13 protein-coding genes and 2 pseudogenes are annotated in these 18568 nt (G+C 71.7%); 10 read left to right on the forward strand and 5 right to left on the reverse strand.

Annotation, left to right across the window (positions count from 1 at the left end):
* The 8 genes and pseudogenes from GT030_RS03060 to GT030_RS03095 all read left to right on the forward strand — a co-directional run.
* Positions 1 to 125 (forward strand): annotated as a pseudogene (locus tag GT030_RS03060) (DUF3499 domain-containing protein); the annotation flags it as partial.
* A gap of 73 nt (positions 126 to 198) precedes the next feature.
* Entirely contained in the window at positions 199 to 1560 is a 1362-nt protein-coding gene (locus GT030_RS03065; protein WP_161199703.1) for a phosphomannomutase/phosphoglucomutase, read from the forward strand.
* Between the two features lie 141 nt (positions 1561 to 1701).
* Positions 1702 to 1872 (forward strand): Trm112 family protein, encoded by a 171-nt coding sequence (locus GT030_RS03070; protein ID WP_020940431.1) that lies wholly within the window; start codon positions 1702 to 1704, stop codon positions 1870 to 1872.
* A gap of 55 nt (positions 1873 to 1927) precedes the next feature.
* Positions 1928 to 3055 (forward strand): SIS domain-containing protein, encoded by a 1128-nt coding sequence (locus tag GT030_RS03075; RefSeq protein WP_161199704.1) that lies wholly within the window; start codon positions 1928 to 1930, stop codon positions 3053 to 3055.
* Between the two features lie 51 nt (positions 3056 to 3106).
* Positions 3107 to 4255 carry a mannose-6-phosphate isomerase, class I gene (gene manA, locus GT030_RS03080; protein ID WP_161199705.1) on the forward strand — a complete coding sequence of 383 codons (1149 nt, stop codon included), beginning with the start codon at positions 3107 to 3109 and terminating at the stop codon, positions 4253 to 4255.
* 151 nt (positions 4256 to 4406) lie between these two features.
* The gene (locus tag GT030_RS03085) at positions 4407 to 5387 is read left to right on the forward strand and encodes a cation diffusion facilitator family transporter (protein WP_161199706.1); all 981 of its coding nucleotides are present in this window, start codon (positions 4407 to 4409) and stop codon (positions 5385 to 5387) included.
* Between the two features lie 373 nt (positions 5388 to 5760).
* On the forward strand, positions 5761 to 7218 hold the full coding sequence (gene ahcY, locus GT030_RS03090; protein WP_161199707.1) for an adenosylhomocysteinase: 1458 nt from the start codon (positions 5761 to 5763) through the stop codon (positions 7216 to 7218).
* A 116-nt stretch (positions 7219 to 7334) separates the two neighbouring features.
* Positions 7335 to 7949: a hypothetical protein gene (locus tag GT030_RS03095; RefSeq protein WP_161199708.1), complete on the forward strand. Its 615-nt coding sequence runs from the start codon at positions 7335 to 7337 to the stop codon at positions 7947 to 7949.
* Between the two features lie 12 nt (positions 7950 to 7961).
* Here the strand turns inward: GT030_RS03095 and GT030_RS03100 are convergent, their stop codons facing one another.
* Positions 7962 to 8840 (reverse strand): RDD family protein, encoded by an 879-nt coding sequence (locus GT030_RS03100; protein WP_161199709.1) that lies wholly within the window; start codon positions 8838 to 8840, stop codon positions 7962 to 7964.
* Between the two features lie 140 nt (positions 8841 to 8980).
* Here GT030_RS03100 and GT030_RS35415 point away from each other — a divergent pair.
* Positions 8981 to 9388: pseudogene (locus GT030_RS35415) on the forward strand (stage II sporulation protein M); the annotation flags it as partial.
* A gap of 1223 nt (positions 9389 to 10611) precedes the next feature.
* Here GT030_RS35415 and pyk read toward each other — a convergent pair.
* The 3 genes from pyk to pta all read right to left on the reverse strand — a co-directional run bounded on the left by pyk (position 10612) and on the right by pta (position 15446).
* On the reverse strand, positions 10612 to 12042 hold the full coding sequence (pyk, locus tag GT030_RS03110) for a pyruvate kinase (RefSeq protein ID WP_161199710.1): 1431 nt from the start codon (positions 12040 to 12042) through the stop codon (positions 10612 to 10614).
* Positions 12043 to 12150: 108 nt separating this feature from the next.
* Positions 12151 to 13359 carry an acetate kinase gene (locus tag GT030_RS03115; RefSeq protein WP_161199711.1) on the reverse strand — a complete coding sequence of 403 codons (1209 nt, stop codon included), beginning with the start codon at positions 13357 to 13359 and terminating at the stop codon, positions 12151 to 12153.
* Positions 13356 to 15446: a phosphate acetyltransferase gene (pta, locus tag GT030_RS03120; RefSeq protein ID WP_161199712.1), complete on the reverse strand. Its 2091-nt coding sequence runs from the start codon at positions 15444 to 15446 to the stop codon at positions 13356 to 13358. Before pta ends, GT030_RS03115 begins: the two co-directional genes overlap by 4 nt.
* 245 nt (positions 15447 to 15691) lie before the next feature.
* Here pta and GT030_RS03125 point away from each other — a divergent pair, with 245 nt between their 5' ends.
* Positions 15692 to 16717 (forward strand): ATP-dependent 6-phosphofructokinase, encoded by a 1026-nt coding sequence (locus GT030_RS03125; protein ID WP_130332434.1) that lies wholly within the window; start codon positions 15692 to 15694, stop codon positions 16715 to 16717.
* Positions 16718 to 16744: 27 nt separating this feature from the next.
* Here GT030_RS03125 and GT030_RS03130 read toward each other — a convergent pair whose 3' ends face one another.
* Positions 16745 to 18526: a TerD family protein gene (locus tag GT030_RS03130; protein ID WP_161199713.1), complete on the reverse strand. Its 1782-nt coding sequence runs from the start codon at positions 18524 to 18526 to the stop codon at positions 16745 to 16747.
* Positions 18527 to 18568 lie beyond the last annotated feature (42 nt).

The raw sequence follows: 18568 nt of genomic DNA on the forward strand, positions 1-18568 counted from the left end.
CGGTCCGCGAGGCGGCCCGTCCGCCGGAGCGCGCGGCCGGAGCGGGCGGCGGCGCACGCGGCGCCGACCCGATGGAAGTCGCCCGGCGCGGCCACCTGCGGGTCCTCCGCTCGCCGGACAACTAGAGCGCCCCTCCCCGCAGCCGCGCACCCCAACGGGTAGTTTTGGGCCCCCAATGGACTTTCAGGAGGGCCGGCCGTGGCAGATCTGTCGCAGATCGTGAAGGCGTACGACGTGCGCGGAGTCGTTCCGGACCAGTGGGACGAGGCCATGGCCGAACTCTTCGGCGCCGCCTTCGCCGAGGTGACGGACGCGACCGCGATCGTCGTCGGCCACGACATGCGCCCCTCCTCGCCCGGCCTCTCCCGCGCCTTCGCACGCGGTGCGCTGAACCGGGGCGTCGACGTCACCGAGATCGGCCTCTGCTCCACGGACCAGCTCTACTACGCCTCGGGCGCGCTGGACCTGCCCGGCGCGATGTTCACCGCCTCGCACAACCCGGCCCGGTACAACGGCATCAAGATGTGCCGCGCGGGCGCCGCCCCGGTCGGCCAGGACACCGGGCTCGCCGACATCCGCGCCCTGGTCGAGCGCTGGACGGAAACGGGCGCCCCGGCCCCGGCCACCGCACCGGGCACCCTCACCGCGCGCGACACCCTCGCCGACTACGCCGCCTACCTGCGCTCGCTGGTCGACCTCACCGCGATCCGCCCGCTGAAGGCCGTCGTGGACGCGGGCAACGGCATGGGCGGGCACACCGTCCCGACGGTCCTGGCGGGGCTGCCGCTGACCGTCGTCCCGATGTACTTCGAGCTGGACGGCACCTTCCCCAACCACGAGGCCAACCCGCTGGACCCGGCCAACATCGTGGACCTGCGCAAGCGGGTCGTGCAGGAGGGCGCGGACATCGGCCTCGCCTTCGACGGTGACGCCGACCGCTGCTTCGTCGTGGACGAGAACGGCGACCCGGTCTCCCCGTCCGCCGTCACCGCCCTGGTCGCCGCCCGCGAACTCGCGCGCAACGGCGGTACCGGCACGGTCATCCACAACCTGATCACCTCCCGCACGGTCGCCGAGGTGGTCCGCGAGCAGGGCGGCACCCCGGTCCGCACCCGCGTCGGCCACTCCTTCATCAAGGCGGAGATGGCGCGCACCGGCGCGATCTTCGGCGGCGAGCACTCCGCCCACTACTACTTCAAGGACTTCTGGAACGCGGACACCGGCATGCTGGCCGCCCTCCACGTCCTCGCCGCCCTGGGCACACACCCCACCCCCCTGTCCACCCTCACCGCCCAGTACGACCGCTACGCGGGCTCCGGCGAGATCAACTCCACGGTCACCGACCAGCAGGCCCGCCTGGCCGCCCTCCGCGCCGCCTACGCCCCGGCCCCCGACACGACCCTGGACGACCTCGACGGCCTCACCGTCTCCACCCCCACCTGGTGGTTCAACGTCCGCCCGTCCAACACGGAACCGCTGCTCCGCCTGAACGCCGAGGCGGAGGACGAGGCGACGATGACGAAGATCAGGGACGAGGTTCTGGCGATCATCCGCGCGTAGCCCCGGCTGAGCGCAACGGCTCCCCGTCAGCCAGCCGGCAGGGACGGCCGGGTGGGCAACATCCCCCCGAACCCGCGGAGCGACTCGCGGTACCCTGACCAGCACGTCCGTAGCACCCGTTTCCGCCCGAAGGGACACCCCATGCCGCTCGAAGCCGGTCTCCTGGAGATCCTGGCCTGCCCGGCCTGCCACGCCCCCCTCAAGGAGCAGGACGCGGAGCTGATCTGCACCGGTCAGGACTGCGGCCTGGCGTACCCCGTCCGCGACGGCATCCCCGTCCTCCTGGTGGACGAGGCCCGCCGCCCGGCGTAAGCACGGCCGAAGCACACCGCGCAGTAGGACCCCGGCAATCGGAGGCACCCCGCCCATGCTCGACGAATCGCTCCTGGACACCCCGGAGGGCCTCGCCGAGGCCGACCGCCGAGGGCTGCTGCGCGGCGCGGCGGAGGCGGGCGCGAGGGTCCGTACCGCGGCCCGGCACGCCGCCGAGGCCGGAGTCGGCGCGCTCCAGCCCGACGGCCGTCCCCGCGCCGTACTGATCGCGGGCCCCGGCGCCGCCGCCACCCACACCGCCGACCTCCTCGGCACCCTGGCCGGCCCCGGCAGCCCGGTGATCCGCCTGGAGGCCACCGGAGTCGCCCCCGCCCCCGGCGCCCTGCGCTGGGAACTGCCCGGCTGGGCGGGCTCCGTGGACCTGCTGCTGATCGCCACCCCCGACGGCACCGAACCGAGCCTCGGCCTCCTCGCGGAACAGGCGTACCGCAGAGGCTGCTCCGTGGTGGCCGTAGCCCCTGCCGGCACCCCCCTCGCGGAGGCGGTCGCGGGCGCGCACGGCATGTTCGTCCCGATGGCGACAGCGCCGTACGACCAGGGCGAGCCGGTCGCCGCCGCCTCCTCCGGCGTCTTCTGGGCCCTGCTCACCCCGCTGCTGGCCCTCCTGGACCGTGTCGGCCTGCTGACCGCCGGCCCCGACGCGCTGGAGAAGGTGGCCGACCGCCTCGACCAGGTCGCCGAGCGCTGCGGCCCCGCCATCGCCACGTACGGCAACGCGGCCAAGACGCTCGCCGCGGAACTCGCCGACGCCCTGCCCGTCGTCTGGACGGAGGGCACCTCCGCGGGCCCGGCGGGCCGCCGCTTCGCCGCCGCCCTGGCCGAACTCGCGGGCCGCCCCGCCCTGGTGGCCGAACTCCCCGAGGCGCTCCTCGCGCACGAGGCCCTGCTCTCCGGTCCGCTGGCCGCCCGCGCCGATCCGGACGACTTCTTCCGCGACCGCGTCGAGGAGGCCCCCGCGATGCACGCGCGCGTGGTGCTGCTCCGGGACCGTCCCCTCGGCGGTCTCAGCGCCGCCCCCGCCGCCCGCGACCTGGCCCTCGGCCACGACACGCCGATCAGCGAACTCGAGCCGGAGGAGGGCGGCGAACTGGAGACCCTCGCCGACCTGATCGCCGTCACTGATTTCGCCGCCGTTTACCTGGCGCTCGCCGCCGGCGCCTGAGCTGACCCCAGGCACCCGTCCGCGGCGCCCGTACGGAGACAGAGAAGACACATGGACCGCCTCGACAACACCGTCCGCCCCTACGCCTGGGGCTCGACCACCGCCATCCCGCGGCTGCTGGGCACCGAGCCCACCGGCGAACCGCAGGCCGAGATGTGGATGGGCGCCCATCCCGGCGCTCCGTCGCGCACCTCGCGCGGCACGCTGGTGGAGGTCATCGACGCCGACCCGGAGCGCGAGCTGGGCGCCGAGGCGGTGGCGAAGTTCGGCCCGCGCCTGCCCTTCCTGCTCAAGATCCTCGCCGCGGGCGCCCCTCTCTCCCTCCAGGTCCACCCCGACCTGGCCCAGGCGCGCGAGGGCTACGCCGAGGAGGAGCGCAGGGGCGTCCCCGTGGACGCCCCCGACCGCAACTACAAGGACGCCAACCACAAGCCCGAACTCATCTGCGCCCTGACCGAGTTCGACGGCCTGTGCGGCTTCCGCGCCCCCGCCGAGGCGGCCGGCCTGCTCGACGGGCTGGGCGTCGACTCCCTCAAGCCGTACGTCGACCTGCTGCGTGCCCAGCCCGAGGACGCCGCCCTGCGGGAGGTGCTCACCGCGATCCTCACCGCGAACCCCGAGGACATGGCCGACACCGTCACCGAGGCGACCGCCGCCTGCACCAGCCTCGGCGGCCCGTACACCCCGTACGCCGACATGGCCCGCGACTACCCCGGCGACCCCGGCGTGATCGCGGCCATGCTGCTCAACCACGTCCGGCTCCAGCCCGGCGAGGCCCTGTTCCTCGGCGCGGGCATCCCGCACGCCTACCTGGACGGGCTCGGCGTCGAGATCATGGCCAACTCCGACAACGTCCTGCGCTGCGGCCTGACCCCCAAGCACATCGACGTCCCCGAACTCCTGCGCGTGGTCCGCTTCGAGGCGAGCGACCCCGGCGTCCTGCGCCCCGAGGCGTCCCCGGACGGCGAGGAGGTCTACGAGACCCCCATCGACGAATTCCGGCTCTCCCGCTGGGTCCTGCCCGGCGAGACCACCCGCGACCTGACCCTCCCGACCCCGCAGATCCTGCTGTGCACGGCCGGTTCGGTCCGCGTCGGCGAGCACGGCCTGCTGCCCGGCCGGTCCGTCTTCGTCCCGGCGGGCGAGAAGGCCGAGGCGTCCGGCGAGGGCACGCTGTTCCGCGCCACTGTGATCGTATGACCGCCCCTGTGGACACCTGAGGCGCCGCCTGCCGGTGGGACTGCAACAATGACCCACCGGCAAAGCACGTGCAAAGAAGCGACCCGTGGGGGCACAAGAGCCGTGCGGGGGTGCCGAGAAGGCGACAAGGGCGAAGGGAAAACGCGAACTCATGAGCGCGTCAGGCGGTAACAAGGCGATCGTGGCGGCACTCGGCGCCAATCTGGCGATCGCGGCATCGAAGTTCGTGGCGTTCGCGTTCAGCGGCTCCTCGTCGATGCTCGCCGAGGGCGTCCACTCGGTCGCCGACTCCGGCAACCAGTTCCTGCTGCTCATCGGCGGCAAGAAGGCCCAGCGCGAGGCCACCCCGCAGCACCCCTTCGGCTACGGCCGCGAGCGGTACATCTACGCCTTCCTGGTCTCCATCGTCCTGTTCTCCATCGGCGGCATGTTCGCCATCTACGAGGGCTACGAGAAGATCAGCCACCCCCACCCGGTGGAGCACTGGTACTGGCCGGTCGGCGTCCTCGTCTTCGCGATCATCGCCGAGGGCTTCTCCTTCCGTACGGCCATCAAGGAGTCCAACGAGCTGCGCGGCAAGCTCTCCTGGGCCCAGTTCATCCGCCGGGCCAAGGCGCCCGAGCTGCCCGTCGTGCTGCTGGAGGACTTCGGCGCGCTCATCGGCCTGGTCCTCGCCCTCGGCGGCGTGGGCATCGCCCTGCTGACCGGCAACGGCGTCTGGGACGGCATCGGCACCGTCTGCATCGGTGTCCTGCTCGTCGCGATCGCCCTGGTGCTCGCCTCCGAGACCAAGTCCCTGCTGCTCGGCGAGGCCGCCGGCCTGGAGGACGTCAAGAAGATCGAGGCCGCCATCGTCGACGGCGACACCGTCACCGGCGTCATCCACATGCGCACCCTCCACCTCGGCCCCGAGGAACTTCTCGTCGCCGCCAAGATCGCCGTCCAGCACGACGACACGGCCGCCGAGGTCGCCAACGCCATCAACCGCGCCGAGGCCCGCATCCGCGAGGCCGTCCCGATCGCCCGCGTCATCTACCTGGAGCCGGACATCTACAGCGCCGCCGAGGCCGCCAAGGGCCCCGACCCGCTCGCCACGCCGGGCGGCCCGAACCCCCACCCGGCCGACCACTGAGCCCCAGGCCGCCACGCCGAGGCCCCCGCCGCACCCCGGTCCCCACCGGCCGCGCCGGGGGCCTCGCCCCACCCGGACACCTGGTTCCGTACCCATCCGTTCGCGCCACATCCGGCACCTGGACGGCACGCGGTGTCCGAACGCGGACTGGGGCGCGCCCCGCCCCGCGGTGTAGCTTGGGACGGAGCCAGACGTCGCTGCTGATGGCGGTCGGGCGGTCCCGGAGCGGACCGACCGAGGGAGAGAGGGCCTCCGACGGACTGCGCTGCGCGTACGCGGGCATGCCTGTGTCCTCTTTTCGGGGCACCCCTGTGTCCGTCGCCGTGCAGACCAGCCGTACCCACCTCGCCCCGACTTCGAGGAGCAGCCCGCCATGACCACTGTCGACAACCGACAGGACTTCAAGGTCGCCGACCTCTCCCTGGCCGAGTTCGGCCGCAAGGAGATCACCCTCGCCGAGCACGAGATGCCCGGCCTGATGTCGATCCGCAAGGAGTACGCCGAGGCCCAGCCCTTGGCCGGCGCCCGCATCACCGGCTCCCTGCACATGACCGTGCAGACCGCCGTGCTCATCGAGACCCTCGTCGCCCTCGGCGCCGACGTCCGCTGGGCCTCCTGCAACATCTTCTCCACCCAGGACCACGCGGCCGCCGCCATCGCCGTCGGCCCGAACGGCACCCCGGACAACCCGCAGGGCGTCCCCGTCTTCGCCTGGAAGGGCGAGACCCTGGACGAGTACTGGTGGTGCACCGAGCAGGCGCTGACCTGGCCGAACAGCCCCACCGGCGGCCCGAACATGATCCTGGACGACGGCGGCGACGCCACCCTGCTCGTCCACAAGGGCGTCGAGTACGAGAAGGACGGCAAGGTCCCCTCGCCCGACACCGCCGAGTCCGACGAGCACCGCGTCATCCTCGAGCTGCTCAACCGCACCATCACCGACGGCTCCCAGAAGTGGACCCAGCTCGCCTCCGAGATCCGCGGTGTCACCGAGGAGACCACCACCGGCGTCCACCGCCTGTACGAGATGCAGCGCGACGGCGTCCTGCTCTTCCCGGCGATCAACGTGAACGACGCCGTCACCAAGTCGAAGTTCGACAACAAGTACGGCTGCCGCCACTCCCTGGTCGACGGCATCAACCGCGCCACCGACGTCCTCATCGGCGGCAAGACCGCCGTCGTCTGCGGCTACGGCGACGTCGGCAAGGGCTGCGCCGAGTCCCTCCGCGGACAGGGCGCCCGTGTGATCGTCACCGAGATCGACCCGATCTGCGCGCTCCAGGCGGCCATGGACGGCTACCAGGTCACCACGCTGGACGAGGTCGTCGACAAGGCCGACATCTTCGTCACCACGACCGGCAACAAGGACATCATCATGGCCTCCGACATGGCCAAGATGAAGCACCAGGCCATCGTCGGCAACATCGGCCACTTCGACAACGAGATCGACATGGCCGGCCTCGCCAAGATCCCCGGCATCGTCAAGGATGAGGTCAAGCCGCAGGTCCACACCTGGACCTTCCCCGACGGCAAGAAGATCATCGTCCTGTCCGAGGGCCGCCTGCTGAACCTGGGCAACGCCACCGGCCACCCGTCGTTCGTGATGTCCAACTCCTTCGCGGACCAGACCCTGGCCCAGATCGAGCTGTTCACCAAGCCCGACGAGTACCCGATCGGCGTCTACGTGCTCCCCAAGCACCTGGACGAGAAGGTTGCCCGCCTCCACCTGGACTCGCTGGGCGTCAAGCTCACCCAGCTCCGCCCGGAGCAGGCCGCGTACATCGGTGTCGAGGTCGACGGTCCCTTCAAGTCGGACCACTACCGCTACTGAGCCGCTGATCCCCGCACCACCCGAGGCAGGCCCCCGCACCCCCGTGCCGGGGGCCTGCCCCTTTGCGCCGGACCAGCGGCCTTGGACCGTCAGCCCGCCAGACCCCAGGACCTCCCATGCCGCGCGGCCGATATTCGCTCCACGACCCGCACGATCACACCCCCCTCGCAGAAGAACACTTCCAGTGCGCCCCCGGCCCCTCCGGCTGGCGCTACGTCTCCCAGCTCACCGCCCCCGACGGAGCACACCGGGGCTCGGTCGACCTCGCCCTGGACGACCTCGGCCGCCCCATCCGCCTCGAACTCCACGCCGGCGGCTGGCAGGTGCGCGGCGCCGCCCTCGACGGCGTCACCTGGGTCCGCACCGACCCGGCCGGGCTGGAGGCGACGGAGGGCAATGTGCCCGCCCACGCCTTCACCGGCACGTCCCCCGCGTTCCTCGTCGCCACCGCACGTCTCCTGCGCCTCACCCCCTCCTCCTCCGCGACCCGCGTACGCCTCGTCGCCCTGACCGACCCGGTCCTCGCCCCCCGCACCGTGGACCAGTCCTGGGCACTGATCGACAGAGAAGCACACGCCACTGACAGCGGCCCCCTGCTCGTGGACGAATACCAGGTCACAGCCCTGGACACGGGGGAAAGGCACGCCGTGCACATCGCCGGAGACGTCGTCCTCTCGGCCCCCGGCATCGAGCTGGAGGACCTCCAGACCCCACCGTCGACGTTCCCCTGACCGCCCGGCCGACTAGGCGGGCGGCGCGAACCCCGTCGACCGGCTCTGCGGGTGCTCCGGCGGCCTCACGTTCTTCTCGCTCACCGGCGCGACGGCCGGGGGAGACACGGAAGCGACCGCATGGTCCCCACCGCCCTCGTACCGAGGCCGCTGCCGCGCCTGCCGGGACTGCCGTTCATGCACCACGGCCGCCAGAAACACGGCCGGCTGCGCCTGGAGGTCCGGCGGCACGGAGGCCCCCGTCCGCGCGGCCACGTCGGCGGCCAGCCGCGACGCCATCGACCACGAGACCTGCGGCTGAAGCTGGTGCATCCGCGTCAGGTACTGCCGCACGGCCAGCCAGAGCCCGTCGGGCACGCCTGACAGATCAAGCTCCGCGAACCGTCCCGCCAACTCCGGCGCCGGAGGCGGCACCACACCGGCCCGGCCCACCGGAATCCGCTCCCGCACCACCAGCGTCCCCGCGAACACGTCCCCGAGCCGCCGCCCCCGCTCCGAGACCAGCGAGGCGATGCACGCCACCACCCCGAACGTCATCAGGATCTCGATCATCCCGACGCCACCGCGCACCAGCGCATGCCGGAACCGGACCGGCCCACCGTCGTCACGCACCACCCGCAGCCCGAACGCCAGCTTCCCCAGCGACCGCCCATGGCTCAGCGTCTCCACCGCGATCGGCCCGCCGACCAGCACCAGCAGAAAAGCCGCCACCGACATCGCGGCCTGCGCGGCATCGTCCAGCGAAGAGGTGGCCGCCACGAGCCCGATCACGACGGCGATGTAGACGAGCACGGCCACGATCAGATCGATCAGCACGGCCAACGCCCTGCTCGGCAGCTTCGCGGGCCGCAGCTCCAACGCCACCGCCTCACCGGTCACCAGCTCACTCACGTCCGCCGTCCTTCCCTCGCCCACCCCTGTGACGCAAGTCTGCCAAGCTGAGAGCGCATCGCACCCCGGTACGACAAGCTGACAGTGTCCCGTTGTCCGGTGGCGGCTGGCCACGACGAGTCGAGGAGCAGGCAGACCCGATGGACCTGGACGTCTTCGTCTCCGCACACCGGGCCGAGTGGGACCGCCTCGATGCCCTGATCCGCCGCCGACGCCGCCTCACCGGCGCGGAGGCCGACGAACTCGTCACCCTCTACCAGCGCACCGCGACGCACCTCTCCCTCATCCGCTCCAGCGCCCCGGACCCCCAGCTCACCGGCCGGCTCAGCCGGCTCGTGGCCCGCGCCCGCAGCGCCGTCACCGGAACCCGCCGCGCCTCCTGGCGCGACGTGACCCGCTTCCTGGGCCGGGGTTTCCCCGCCGCCGTCTACCGCGCCCGCCACTGGTGGGTGCCGACCGCCCTCGTCTCCACCGCCGTGGCGATCCTCCTCGGCTGGTGGATCGGCACCCACCCCGAGGTGCAGGCGTCGATCGCCTCCAACAGTCAGAAGGCGGCCGACTACAAGGACTGTGTCGAGGCGCTGGGCGGCAAGGTGGACGGCACCTCCGCGAGCCCCTCGCCCTCCGCAGGTGAGAGCACCGGCCCGTCCACCCCCAGCCCCTCGGCTTCCGCCGGGGGCAAGGCCGGCGCGGGTGACGGCAAGGCGTCCTCGCCGGATTCAGGTTCCGGCGATGACGACAAGGGCGGCAGCCCCGCCACCGGTTCCTCCTCGTCCGCCTCGAAGCCCGCGGCCGCGCCGTCCGCGCAGGCGCCGGCCACGAAGGACGCCGCCGTCGGCACCCCCGCGCCGTCCGCGAGTTCCAAGAGCACCGACGGCGGGCTGCTCGGGACGATCGGGGACGCCCTCGGGGACGTACTGACCGGTGGCAAGCAGGCCGGCACGCCGTCGGCGACTCCGACGCCCTCCGCGACCGAGCCCGCGCCGTCCGCCTCCGGCACCCCCGCGCCCTCCGCCTCCTCCCCGGCCCCCACCAAGGGCGACGAGGAGAAGCCGGCCGGGAAGACGGCCGACGCCCCCGCACCGGGAGCCAAGAGTTCGGCGAAGGCCGGTGAGAAGGCCGAGGAGACCCCCGCGCCGAGCACCTCGGCCAGCTCCAGCTCCAGCTCCAGCCCCAGCCCCTCCGCGAGCGCCTCCGACGCCGCCGAGGACTGCGAGAAGGCCACGGACGACGTCGGCGGCATCGACAACAAGCAACTCCTCGCCGACGACCCCTGGTACCTCAACGCCAGCTCGCTGCTGCTCAAGGGCGCCGACTACCAGGGCGTCGTCCAGGTACGGACCGCGAGCGGCAAGGTCAAGAAGGTGCTGAAGTACGTCATCTCCGACGGCACCGACATCGGCGACCTGCACCAGACGGTGAAGGACAAGGCGTCCGGCAAGACGTACCACGTCCAGGCCGGCAAGGGCACGACGTCCACGATCCGCGGCGGCGACACCACCATGTACACCGAGAGCATCTCGGGCAAGCTGTTCGGTCTGATCCCGATCACCTTCAGCCCGGACAGCCCGCCGCCGCTGAACATCCCGCTGATCTACTTCACCGACGTCACCGTCCAGCAGGCCGCCCAGTTCGGCGGCACGCTGACCATCCCCAAGCTGCACCAGTACGCCGACTGAAGCACCATCACGAGCCCGTTCGGGAGCCGCACAACACCGTGGCCCGGTCCCCCTCAGCGAGGGGAACCGGGCCACGGTCCTGTCCGGGTGCGTCAGTTGCGGTCGCCGCCGCCGACGTGGTGCACGCGGACCATGTTGGTGGTGCCGGGGACACCGGGGGGCGAACCCGCGGTGATGACGACCGTGTCGCCGTCGTTGAAGCGGCCCAGCTTGGCCAGTTCCTGGTCGACCATGTCGACCATCTCGTCCGTGGTGTTGACGAACGGCACCACGTGCGACTCCACGCCCCAGCTCAGCGTGAGCTGGTTGCGGGTGCCCTCGTCCGTGGTGAAGGCCAGGATCGGCTGGGCCGCGCGGTAGCGGGAGAGCCGGCGGGCGGTGTCACCCGACTTGGTGAACGCGATCAGGCCCTTGCCGCCGAGGAAGTCGGCGATCTCGGCCGCCGCACGGGCCACCGAACCACCCTGCGTACGCGGCTTCTTGCCTGGCACCAGCGGCTGGAGGCCCTTGGAGAGCAGCTCCTCCTCGGCCGCCTTGACGATCTTCGACATCGTCTTGACGGTCTCCACCGGGTACGCGCCCACGCTGGACTCGGCCGACAGCATGACCGCGTCCGCGCCGTCCAGGATCGCGTTGGCCACGTCGGAAGCCTCGGCGCGGGTCGGCCGGGAGTTGGTGATCATCGACTCCATCATCTGGGTCGCGACGATCACCGGCTTGGCGTTGCGCCGGCACAGCTCGATCAGGCGCTTCTGCACCATGGGGACCTTCTCGAGCGGGTACTCGACGGCGAGGTCACCGCGGGCGACCATCACACCGTCGAACGCCATCACGACGTCCTCCATGTTCTCGACCGCCTGCGGCTTCTCCACCTTGGCGATGACCGGGACCCGGCGGCCCTCCTCGTCCATCACCTTGTGGACGTCCTGCACGTCCTTGGCGTCGCGGACGAAGGACAGCGCGACCATGTCGCAGCCCATGCGCAGCGCGAAGCGGAGGTCCTCGACGTCCTTCTCGGACAGCGCGGGCACGTTGACGGCCGCGCCGGGCAGGTTGATGCCCTTGTGGTCGGAGACGACACCGCCCTCGATGACGATCGTCTTGACCCGCGCACCCTCGACGTCCACGACCTTCAGCTCGACGTTGCCGTCGTTGATCAGGATCTGGTCGCCGCGCGAGACGTCCCCGGGCAGGCCCTTGTACGTCGTACCGCAGATGTGCTTGTCGCCCGGCACGTCCTCGGTCGTGATGATGAACTCGTCACCGCGCTCCAGCTCCACCGGACCCTCGGCGAAGGTCTCCAGCCGGATCTTCGGGCCCTGGAGGTCGGCCAGGACGCCGATGGCGCGCCCGGTCTCCTTGGCGGCGGCCCGGACGCGGTCGTACCGCGCCTGGTGCTCGGCGTGGGTGCCGTGACTGAAGTTGAACCGGGCCACATTCATGCCCGCCTCGATCATGGCGACGAGCCTGTCGTGGGTGTCGACCGCGGGGCCGAGAGTACAGACGATTTTCGAACGGCGCATGAGGCGATCCTATCGGTTTGTTTCACTGCGGAATATTCCGGCCGGCGGAAGATACAGACGATGCAAATGGGCGGACAGGCGCTCAGGCGTGTTACTGCGGTGTAATGCTCAGCTCTTCTTTCCGACCAGCGCATAGGTCTGCGTCGCGATCTCCAGTTCCTCGTCGGTCGGCACCACGGCGACGGCCACCCGCGCGGACGCGGGCGAGATCAGCCGGGCCCCGTCGGACCGTACGGCGTTCAGCTCCTCGTCCACCGCCAGGCCAAGGCCGTCGAGGCCGGCGACCGCCGCGGCACGCACGGCCGCCGCGTTCTCCCCGACGCCGGCCGTGAACGCCACCGCGTCCACCTGCCCGAGTACGGCGTAATAGGCGCCGATGTACTTCTTGATGCGATGAATGTAAATGTCGAAGGCGAGGGCCGCCGCTTCGTCGCCCTCGTCGACGCGGCGCCGGATCTCCCGCATGTCATTGTCCCCGCACAGACCGAACAGACCGCTCCTCTTGTTGAGGAGAGTGTCGATCTCGTCCATGGACATATCCCCGACACGGGCCAAATGGAAGATGACCGCCGGGTCCAGATCACCGGACCGGGTACCCATCACCAGCCCCTCCAGCGGGGTCAGCCCCATCGAGGTGTCCACGCACCGGCCGCGCTCCACCGCCGAGGCGGACGCGCCGTTGCCGAGGTGCAGCACGATCACGTTCACCTCCTCCGGCGCCTTGCCGAGCAGCCGCGCGGTCTCCCGTGACACATAGGCGTGCGAGGTGCCGTGGAAGCCGTAGCGGCGGATGCGGTACCGGTCGGCGATCTTCGGGTCGATCGCGTACCGCGCCGAGGACTCCGGCATCGAGGTGTGGAACGCGGTGTCGAAGACGGCGACCTGGGGCAGGTCCGGGCGCAGCGCCGTGGCGGTACGGATGCCGGTCAGGTTGGCCGGGTTGTGCAGCGGCGCGACCGGGATCAGCCGCTCGATCTCGGTGAGTACCGAGTCGTCGATGACGGTGGGCTCGGTGAAGAACATGCCGCCGTGCACCACCCGGTGCCCGATCGCGGCCAGCTCCGGCGAGTCCAGGCCGAGGCCGTCGCGGGTCAGCTCCTCGGCGACCGACTTCAGCGCGGTCTCGTGGTCGGCGATCGGCCCGCTGTGCTCGCGGGTCTCGCCGGTGGCCACCAGGGTGTGGCGCAGCCGGGAGGTCTGCTCGCCGATCCGCTCCACCAGGCCCACCGCGAGACGGCTGCTGTCCCGCATGTCCAGGAGCTGGTACTTCAGCGAGGACGAGCCGGAGTTGAGGACGAGTACACGGGTGGGGGTCACTGCTGGGAAGCCCTTTCGGTCGGCGCCTGCGCCTGGATCGCGGTGATGGCGACCGTGGTGACGATGTCCTGCACCAGGGCGCCGCGCGAGAGGTCGTTGACCGGCTTGCGCAGGCCCTGGAGGACCGGTCCCACGGCGATCGCCCCGGCCGAGCGCTGGACGGCCTTGTAGGTGTTGTTGCCCGTGTTGAGGTCCGGGAAGATCAGCACGCTGGCCTGGCCGGCCACCTCCGAGCCGGGCAGCTTGGTCGCGGCCACGGCGGCGTCCACGGCCGCGTCGTACTGGATCGGGCCCTCGATCTTCAGGTCGGGCCGCTGCTCGCGGGCCAGCTCGGTCGCCTCGCGCACCTTGTCCACGTCGGCGCCGGAGCCGGAGGTGCCGGTGGAGTACGACAGCATGGCGATCCTCGGCTCCACGCCGAACTGCGCGGCCGTCGCCGCCGACTCCACCGCGATGTCCGCGAGCTGCTCGGCGTTCGGGTCGGGGTTGACCGCGCAGTCGCCGTAGACCAGCACCTTGTCGGCCAGGCACATGAAGAAGACCGAGGAGACGATCGCGGAGTCCGGCTTGGTCTTGATGATCTCGAAGGCCGGGCGGATGGTGGCCGCGGTGGAGTGCACCGAGCCGGAGACCATGCCGTCGGCCAGGCCCTCCTGCACCATCAGGGTGCCGAAGTAGTTCACGTCGGAGACCACGTCGTAGGCCAGCTCCACCGTGACGCCCTTGTGGGCGCGCAGGGCGGCGTACTTCTCGGCGAAGGAGTCGCGCAGCTCGGAGGTGGCCGGGTCGATCAACTGGCAGTCGCCCAGGTCGATCCCGAGGTCGGCGGCCTTCTTGCGGATCTGGTCCACCGGGCCGAGCAGGGTGAGGTCGCACACGCCCCGCCGCAGCAGCACCTCCGCCGCGTGCAGGACGCGCTCCTCGGTGCCCTCGGGCAGCACGACCCGGCGCTTGTCGGAGCGCGCCTGCTCCAGCAGCTTGTGCTCGAACATCATCGGGGTGACCCGGCCGCCGCTGGGCGCGGAGACCCGGCGGGCCAGGTCGGAGGTGTCCGCGTACCGCTCGAACAGACCGAGCGCGGTCTCCGCCTTGCGCGGGGTGGCGGCCGTCATCCGGCCCTCCAGCGAGAAGAGCTGCCCGGCGGTGGGGAAGCTGGTGCCGGCCACCGAGAGCACCGGGGTGCCGGGGGCGAGACGGGCGGCCAGGGTGAGGATCTCCTCGCTCGGCACCTCGTCCAGGGTGAGCAGCACACCGGCGATGGGCGGGGTGCCGGCGCTGTGCGCGGCCAGCGAGCCGACGACCAGGTCGGCGCGGTCGCCCGGCGTCACGACCAGGCAGCCGGGGGTCAGGGCGGCGAGGAAGTTGGGCAGCATGGCGCCGCCGAAGACGAAGTCCAGCGCGTCGCGGGCCAGGCCGGAGTCGTCGCCCAGCAGCACCTTGGCGCCGAGGGCGTGCGCGATCTGCGAGACGGTCGGCGCGGAGAGGGCGGGTTCGTCGGGCAGGACGTAGCAGGGGACCGGCATGCGGTCGGTGAGCCGGTCGGCGATCTTGTCGCGGTCCTCTCGGGCGGCGCGGTTGGCGACCATGGCGAGGACGTCGCAGCCGAGGCCCGCGTAGGCGCGGTAGGCGTTGCGGGTCTCGGCGAGCACCGACTCGGCGGACTGCTTGCGGGCGCCGACCACCGGGATCACGGACGCGCCGAACTCGTTGGCGAGGCGGGCGTTGAGGGCCAGCTCGTCGGGGAGCTGGGTGTCGGCGAAGTCGGTGCCGAGGACGAGGACCACGTCGTAGTCGCGGGCGACCAGGTGGAAGCGGTCGACCAGGGTGGAGACGAGTTCGTCGGTGCCGCGCTCGGCCTGGAGCGTGGACGCCTCCTGGTAGCCCATGCCGTACACGGTCGCGGGGTCCTGCTGGAGGCGGTAGCGGGACCGCAGCAGTTCGAAGAGGCGGTCGGGGCCGTCGTGGACGAGGGGGCGGAACACCCCGACCCGGTCGACCTGCCGGGTCAGCAGTTCCATGACGCCCAGGTCGACGACCTGCCGGCCGTCGCCCCGGTCGATCCCGGTCACGTACACGCTGCGTGTCACGCGTGCTCTCCGATCCTTGCTCGTACGGCGGCCGCCTTCCCGGCGCCGCCGTACGCCTGCACAGAAATCGCCCACCCGAGGTGAGCGGAACCCTCTTGACAATACCCGCGGGCCTGGATAAGGCGCCCGTCAGCCCGGTGGGGGTCCGAACATGCTGGTGGGGGCGGTGGTCGTCGGCCGTTCGGTGGCCGTGAAAGAATCGGAGCGGCTCACCGGTACCCACAGCGAGCAGGAGACACAGCACGATGCGCATCGGAGTTCTCACCGCAGGCGGCGACTGCCCCGGCCTGAACGCCGTGATCCGGTCGGTCGTGCACCGCGCCGTGGCGCACTACGGCGACGAGGTCATCGGCTTCGAGGACGGTTACCGGGGGCTGCTGGACAGCCACTACCGCACCCTCGACCTGGACGCGGTCAGCGGCATCCTGGCGCTCGGCGGCACCATCCTCGGCTCCTCCCGCCTGGAGCGGGACCGGCTGCGCGAGGCCTGCGAGCGGGCGACCGACATGGCCGAGGAGTTCGGCATCGACGCGCTGATCCCGATCGGTGGCGAGGGCACGCTGACGGCGGCCCGGATGCTGTCCGACGCGGGGCTGCCGGTCGTCGGTGTGCCGAAGACCATCGACAACGACATCTCCGGCACCGACCGCACCTTCGGCTTCGACACCGCGGTGGGCGTGGCCACGGAGGCGATGGACCGCCTGAAGACCACGGCCGAGTCGCACCAGCGGGTCATGGTCGTCGAGGTCATGGGCCGGCACGCGGGCTGGATCGCGCTGGAGTCCGGCATGGCCGCCGGCGCACACGGCATCTGCCTGCCCGAGCGGCCCTTCGACCCGGCCGACCTGGTGAAGATGGTCGAGGAGCGGTTCGCGCGCGGCAAGAAGTTCGCCGTGGTCTGCGTCGCCGAGGGTGCCCACCCGCTCGACGGCACGATGGACTACGGCAAGGGCGACATCGACCAGTTCGGCCACGAGCGCTTCCAGGGCATCGGCACCGCGCTCGCCTACGAACTCGAGCGCCGCCTCGGCAAGGAGGCCCGCCCGGTCATCCTCGGCCACATCCAGCGCGGCGGCACCCCCACCGCCTACGACCGCGTCCTCGCCACCCGCTTCGGCTGGCACGCCGTCGAAGCCGCCCACCGGGGCGAATTCGGCGGCATGACCGCCCTCCGCGGCACCGACATCGCGATGGTCCCCCTGGCGGAGGCGGTCACCGAACTGAAGACGGTCCCCGTGTCCCGCATGGACGAGGCGGAGTCGGTCTTCTAGCCCGGTCGCTTTCCGGAGCGGGGCTCCTCAGTCCGCGATGTCCACCCCGTAGCCGCGCGCCAGCTCCGCGAGACTGAAGTCGTGGCCCTGGCCGATCGCGCGGAAGCGCCAGGCCGGACCACGGCGGTACAGCTCGGCCAGGAGCAAGGTGCGTTCCGTGGTGGCGGCGTCGAGGGTGGCACGTGCCAGTGGGGCGTCACCACCGCCCGGTGCGGTCGCCACCTGGACCGCGCCGATTTCGCCGAAGGTCGGGTCACCGTCCACGGCGGCGGCCACCACGATCCGGTGGAACGCGGGCGGGAGCGCCGCCAGGTCGACGGTGATCGTCTGTTCGGCCGGGCCGTCGGCGAGCAGGCGCACCGTGCCGCCGGGGTTCTCCGGTGCGCCGTAGAAGACGAAGTCCTCGTCGAAGGTGACCTGGCCGTCCTCGTCGAGCACGAAGGCGACGACATCGACCTCGCAGTCGGCCGGTGGCGCCCAGGACGCGGTCACGTGCCACGGCCGGGTCGCGTCCGGCAGGTCGGTGACCCCGCCGCGCGGCAGTACCAGCGGGGCGGGGTGCGACGGTTCCTCCGCGGGCCCGGGAGCGTCCAGGAGCCCGGTGCCCGCGAGCCAGCCGATGTCCCGCACGGGCAGTCCCAGCTCGGTGACGCGTGCCATGCGGCGGTCCCGGTCACCGTCGGCGAGGAGCAGGACGTCGGTCACGCCTCGGCTGAGGTTGACGGCGGCCGAACCGCCCAGCTCCACCAGGCGGGTACGGGCGGCCGCCGCCTCGGCGTGTGGGCCGCCGAGAATCAGCACGCGCCGTCCGGCCAGCGGTTTGTCGGGCGTACGGACGACGGGTTCGGGCCGCTTCGGCGCCCGTGGGGCGGGCACGACCGGTTCCTGGTGCGCCGTGCCGGGTCGTACGTCGCCCAGGAGGCTCAGGAAGGCGGCTTCGTCGATCACCGGTACGCCCTCGGCGGCTGCGCGACGGGCCTTGGTGGAGCGGACGGCCGGGTCGTCGGTGACCAGGACGCTGGTGTGGCGGCTGACGGACCCCATCACGTTCAGCCCGGCCGCGACCGAGCGGGCGATCAGTTCGGTCCGCGCCGTGGCGGTCTCTCCGGTAATGGCAACCTTCATGCCCTGTACCAGCGGCCCGCCCTCCGTCAGACGCCCCGGATTGCGGTACGCGCACGGTGTCTTGGGCGGGCTGGGCGCGAACCGCGAGTTCTGCCGGGGCGGGCAGGCCACCAGGGGCAGCGCCAGGCCGAGGCGGGCGGACTCCCGCAGCGAGGCACCGAAGATGCCGGCCAGTACGCGGGTGTCGTCCAGGGCGTCGTGCGCCCAGGTCTGCCGGACGCCGTAATGGGCGGCAAGGGTGCTCAACTTCAGGTCTGGTGTGGGTGGTTCGAGCTGGCGATTGAGGGCCAGGGTGCACAGTCGCCGCGACACCGGAAGGGATAGCCGGGCGCGCGAGAACTCGTGGTCCAGGAAGCCGTAGTCGAACTGCGCGTTGTGGGCAACCATCACCCGGCCCCGTAGCAGGGCCGCTATCTCCTCGGCGACCTGCGCGAAGTCCGGTGCACCGCTGAGCCGTTCGCGGGTGAGCCCGTGCACGTGGACCGGCCCCGGATCGCAGCCGGGGTCCACCAGCGTCGAGAACTCGCCGGTGCGTGCGCCGTCCGGGCCCATCGTCACGACCGCGACCGACAGCACGCGGTCCCGCCGCGCGACGAGCCCCGAGGTCTCCACGTCCACGAGCGCCCACTCATGGGCGTAACCGGGGGGCAAGGGCGTGGTGATGGCGGTGTTTCCGAGGGTCATACCGGAAAGGATGATCCGGATTTCACCATTCCTTCAACTCTC

It is taken from the genome of Streptomyces sp. SID1328 (assembly GCF_009865595.1).
In the GTDB taxonomy this organism is placed as follows: Bacteria; Actinomycetota; Actinomycetes; order Streptomycetales; family Streptomycetaceae; genus Streptomyces; species Streptomyces griseoluteus.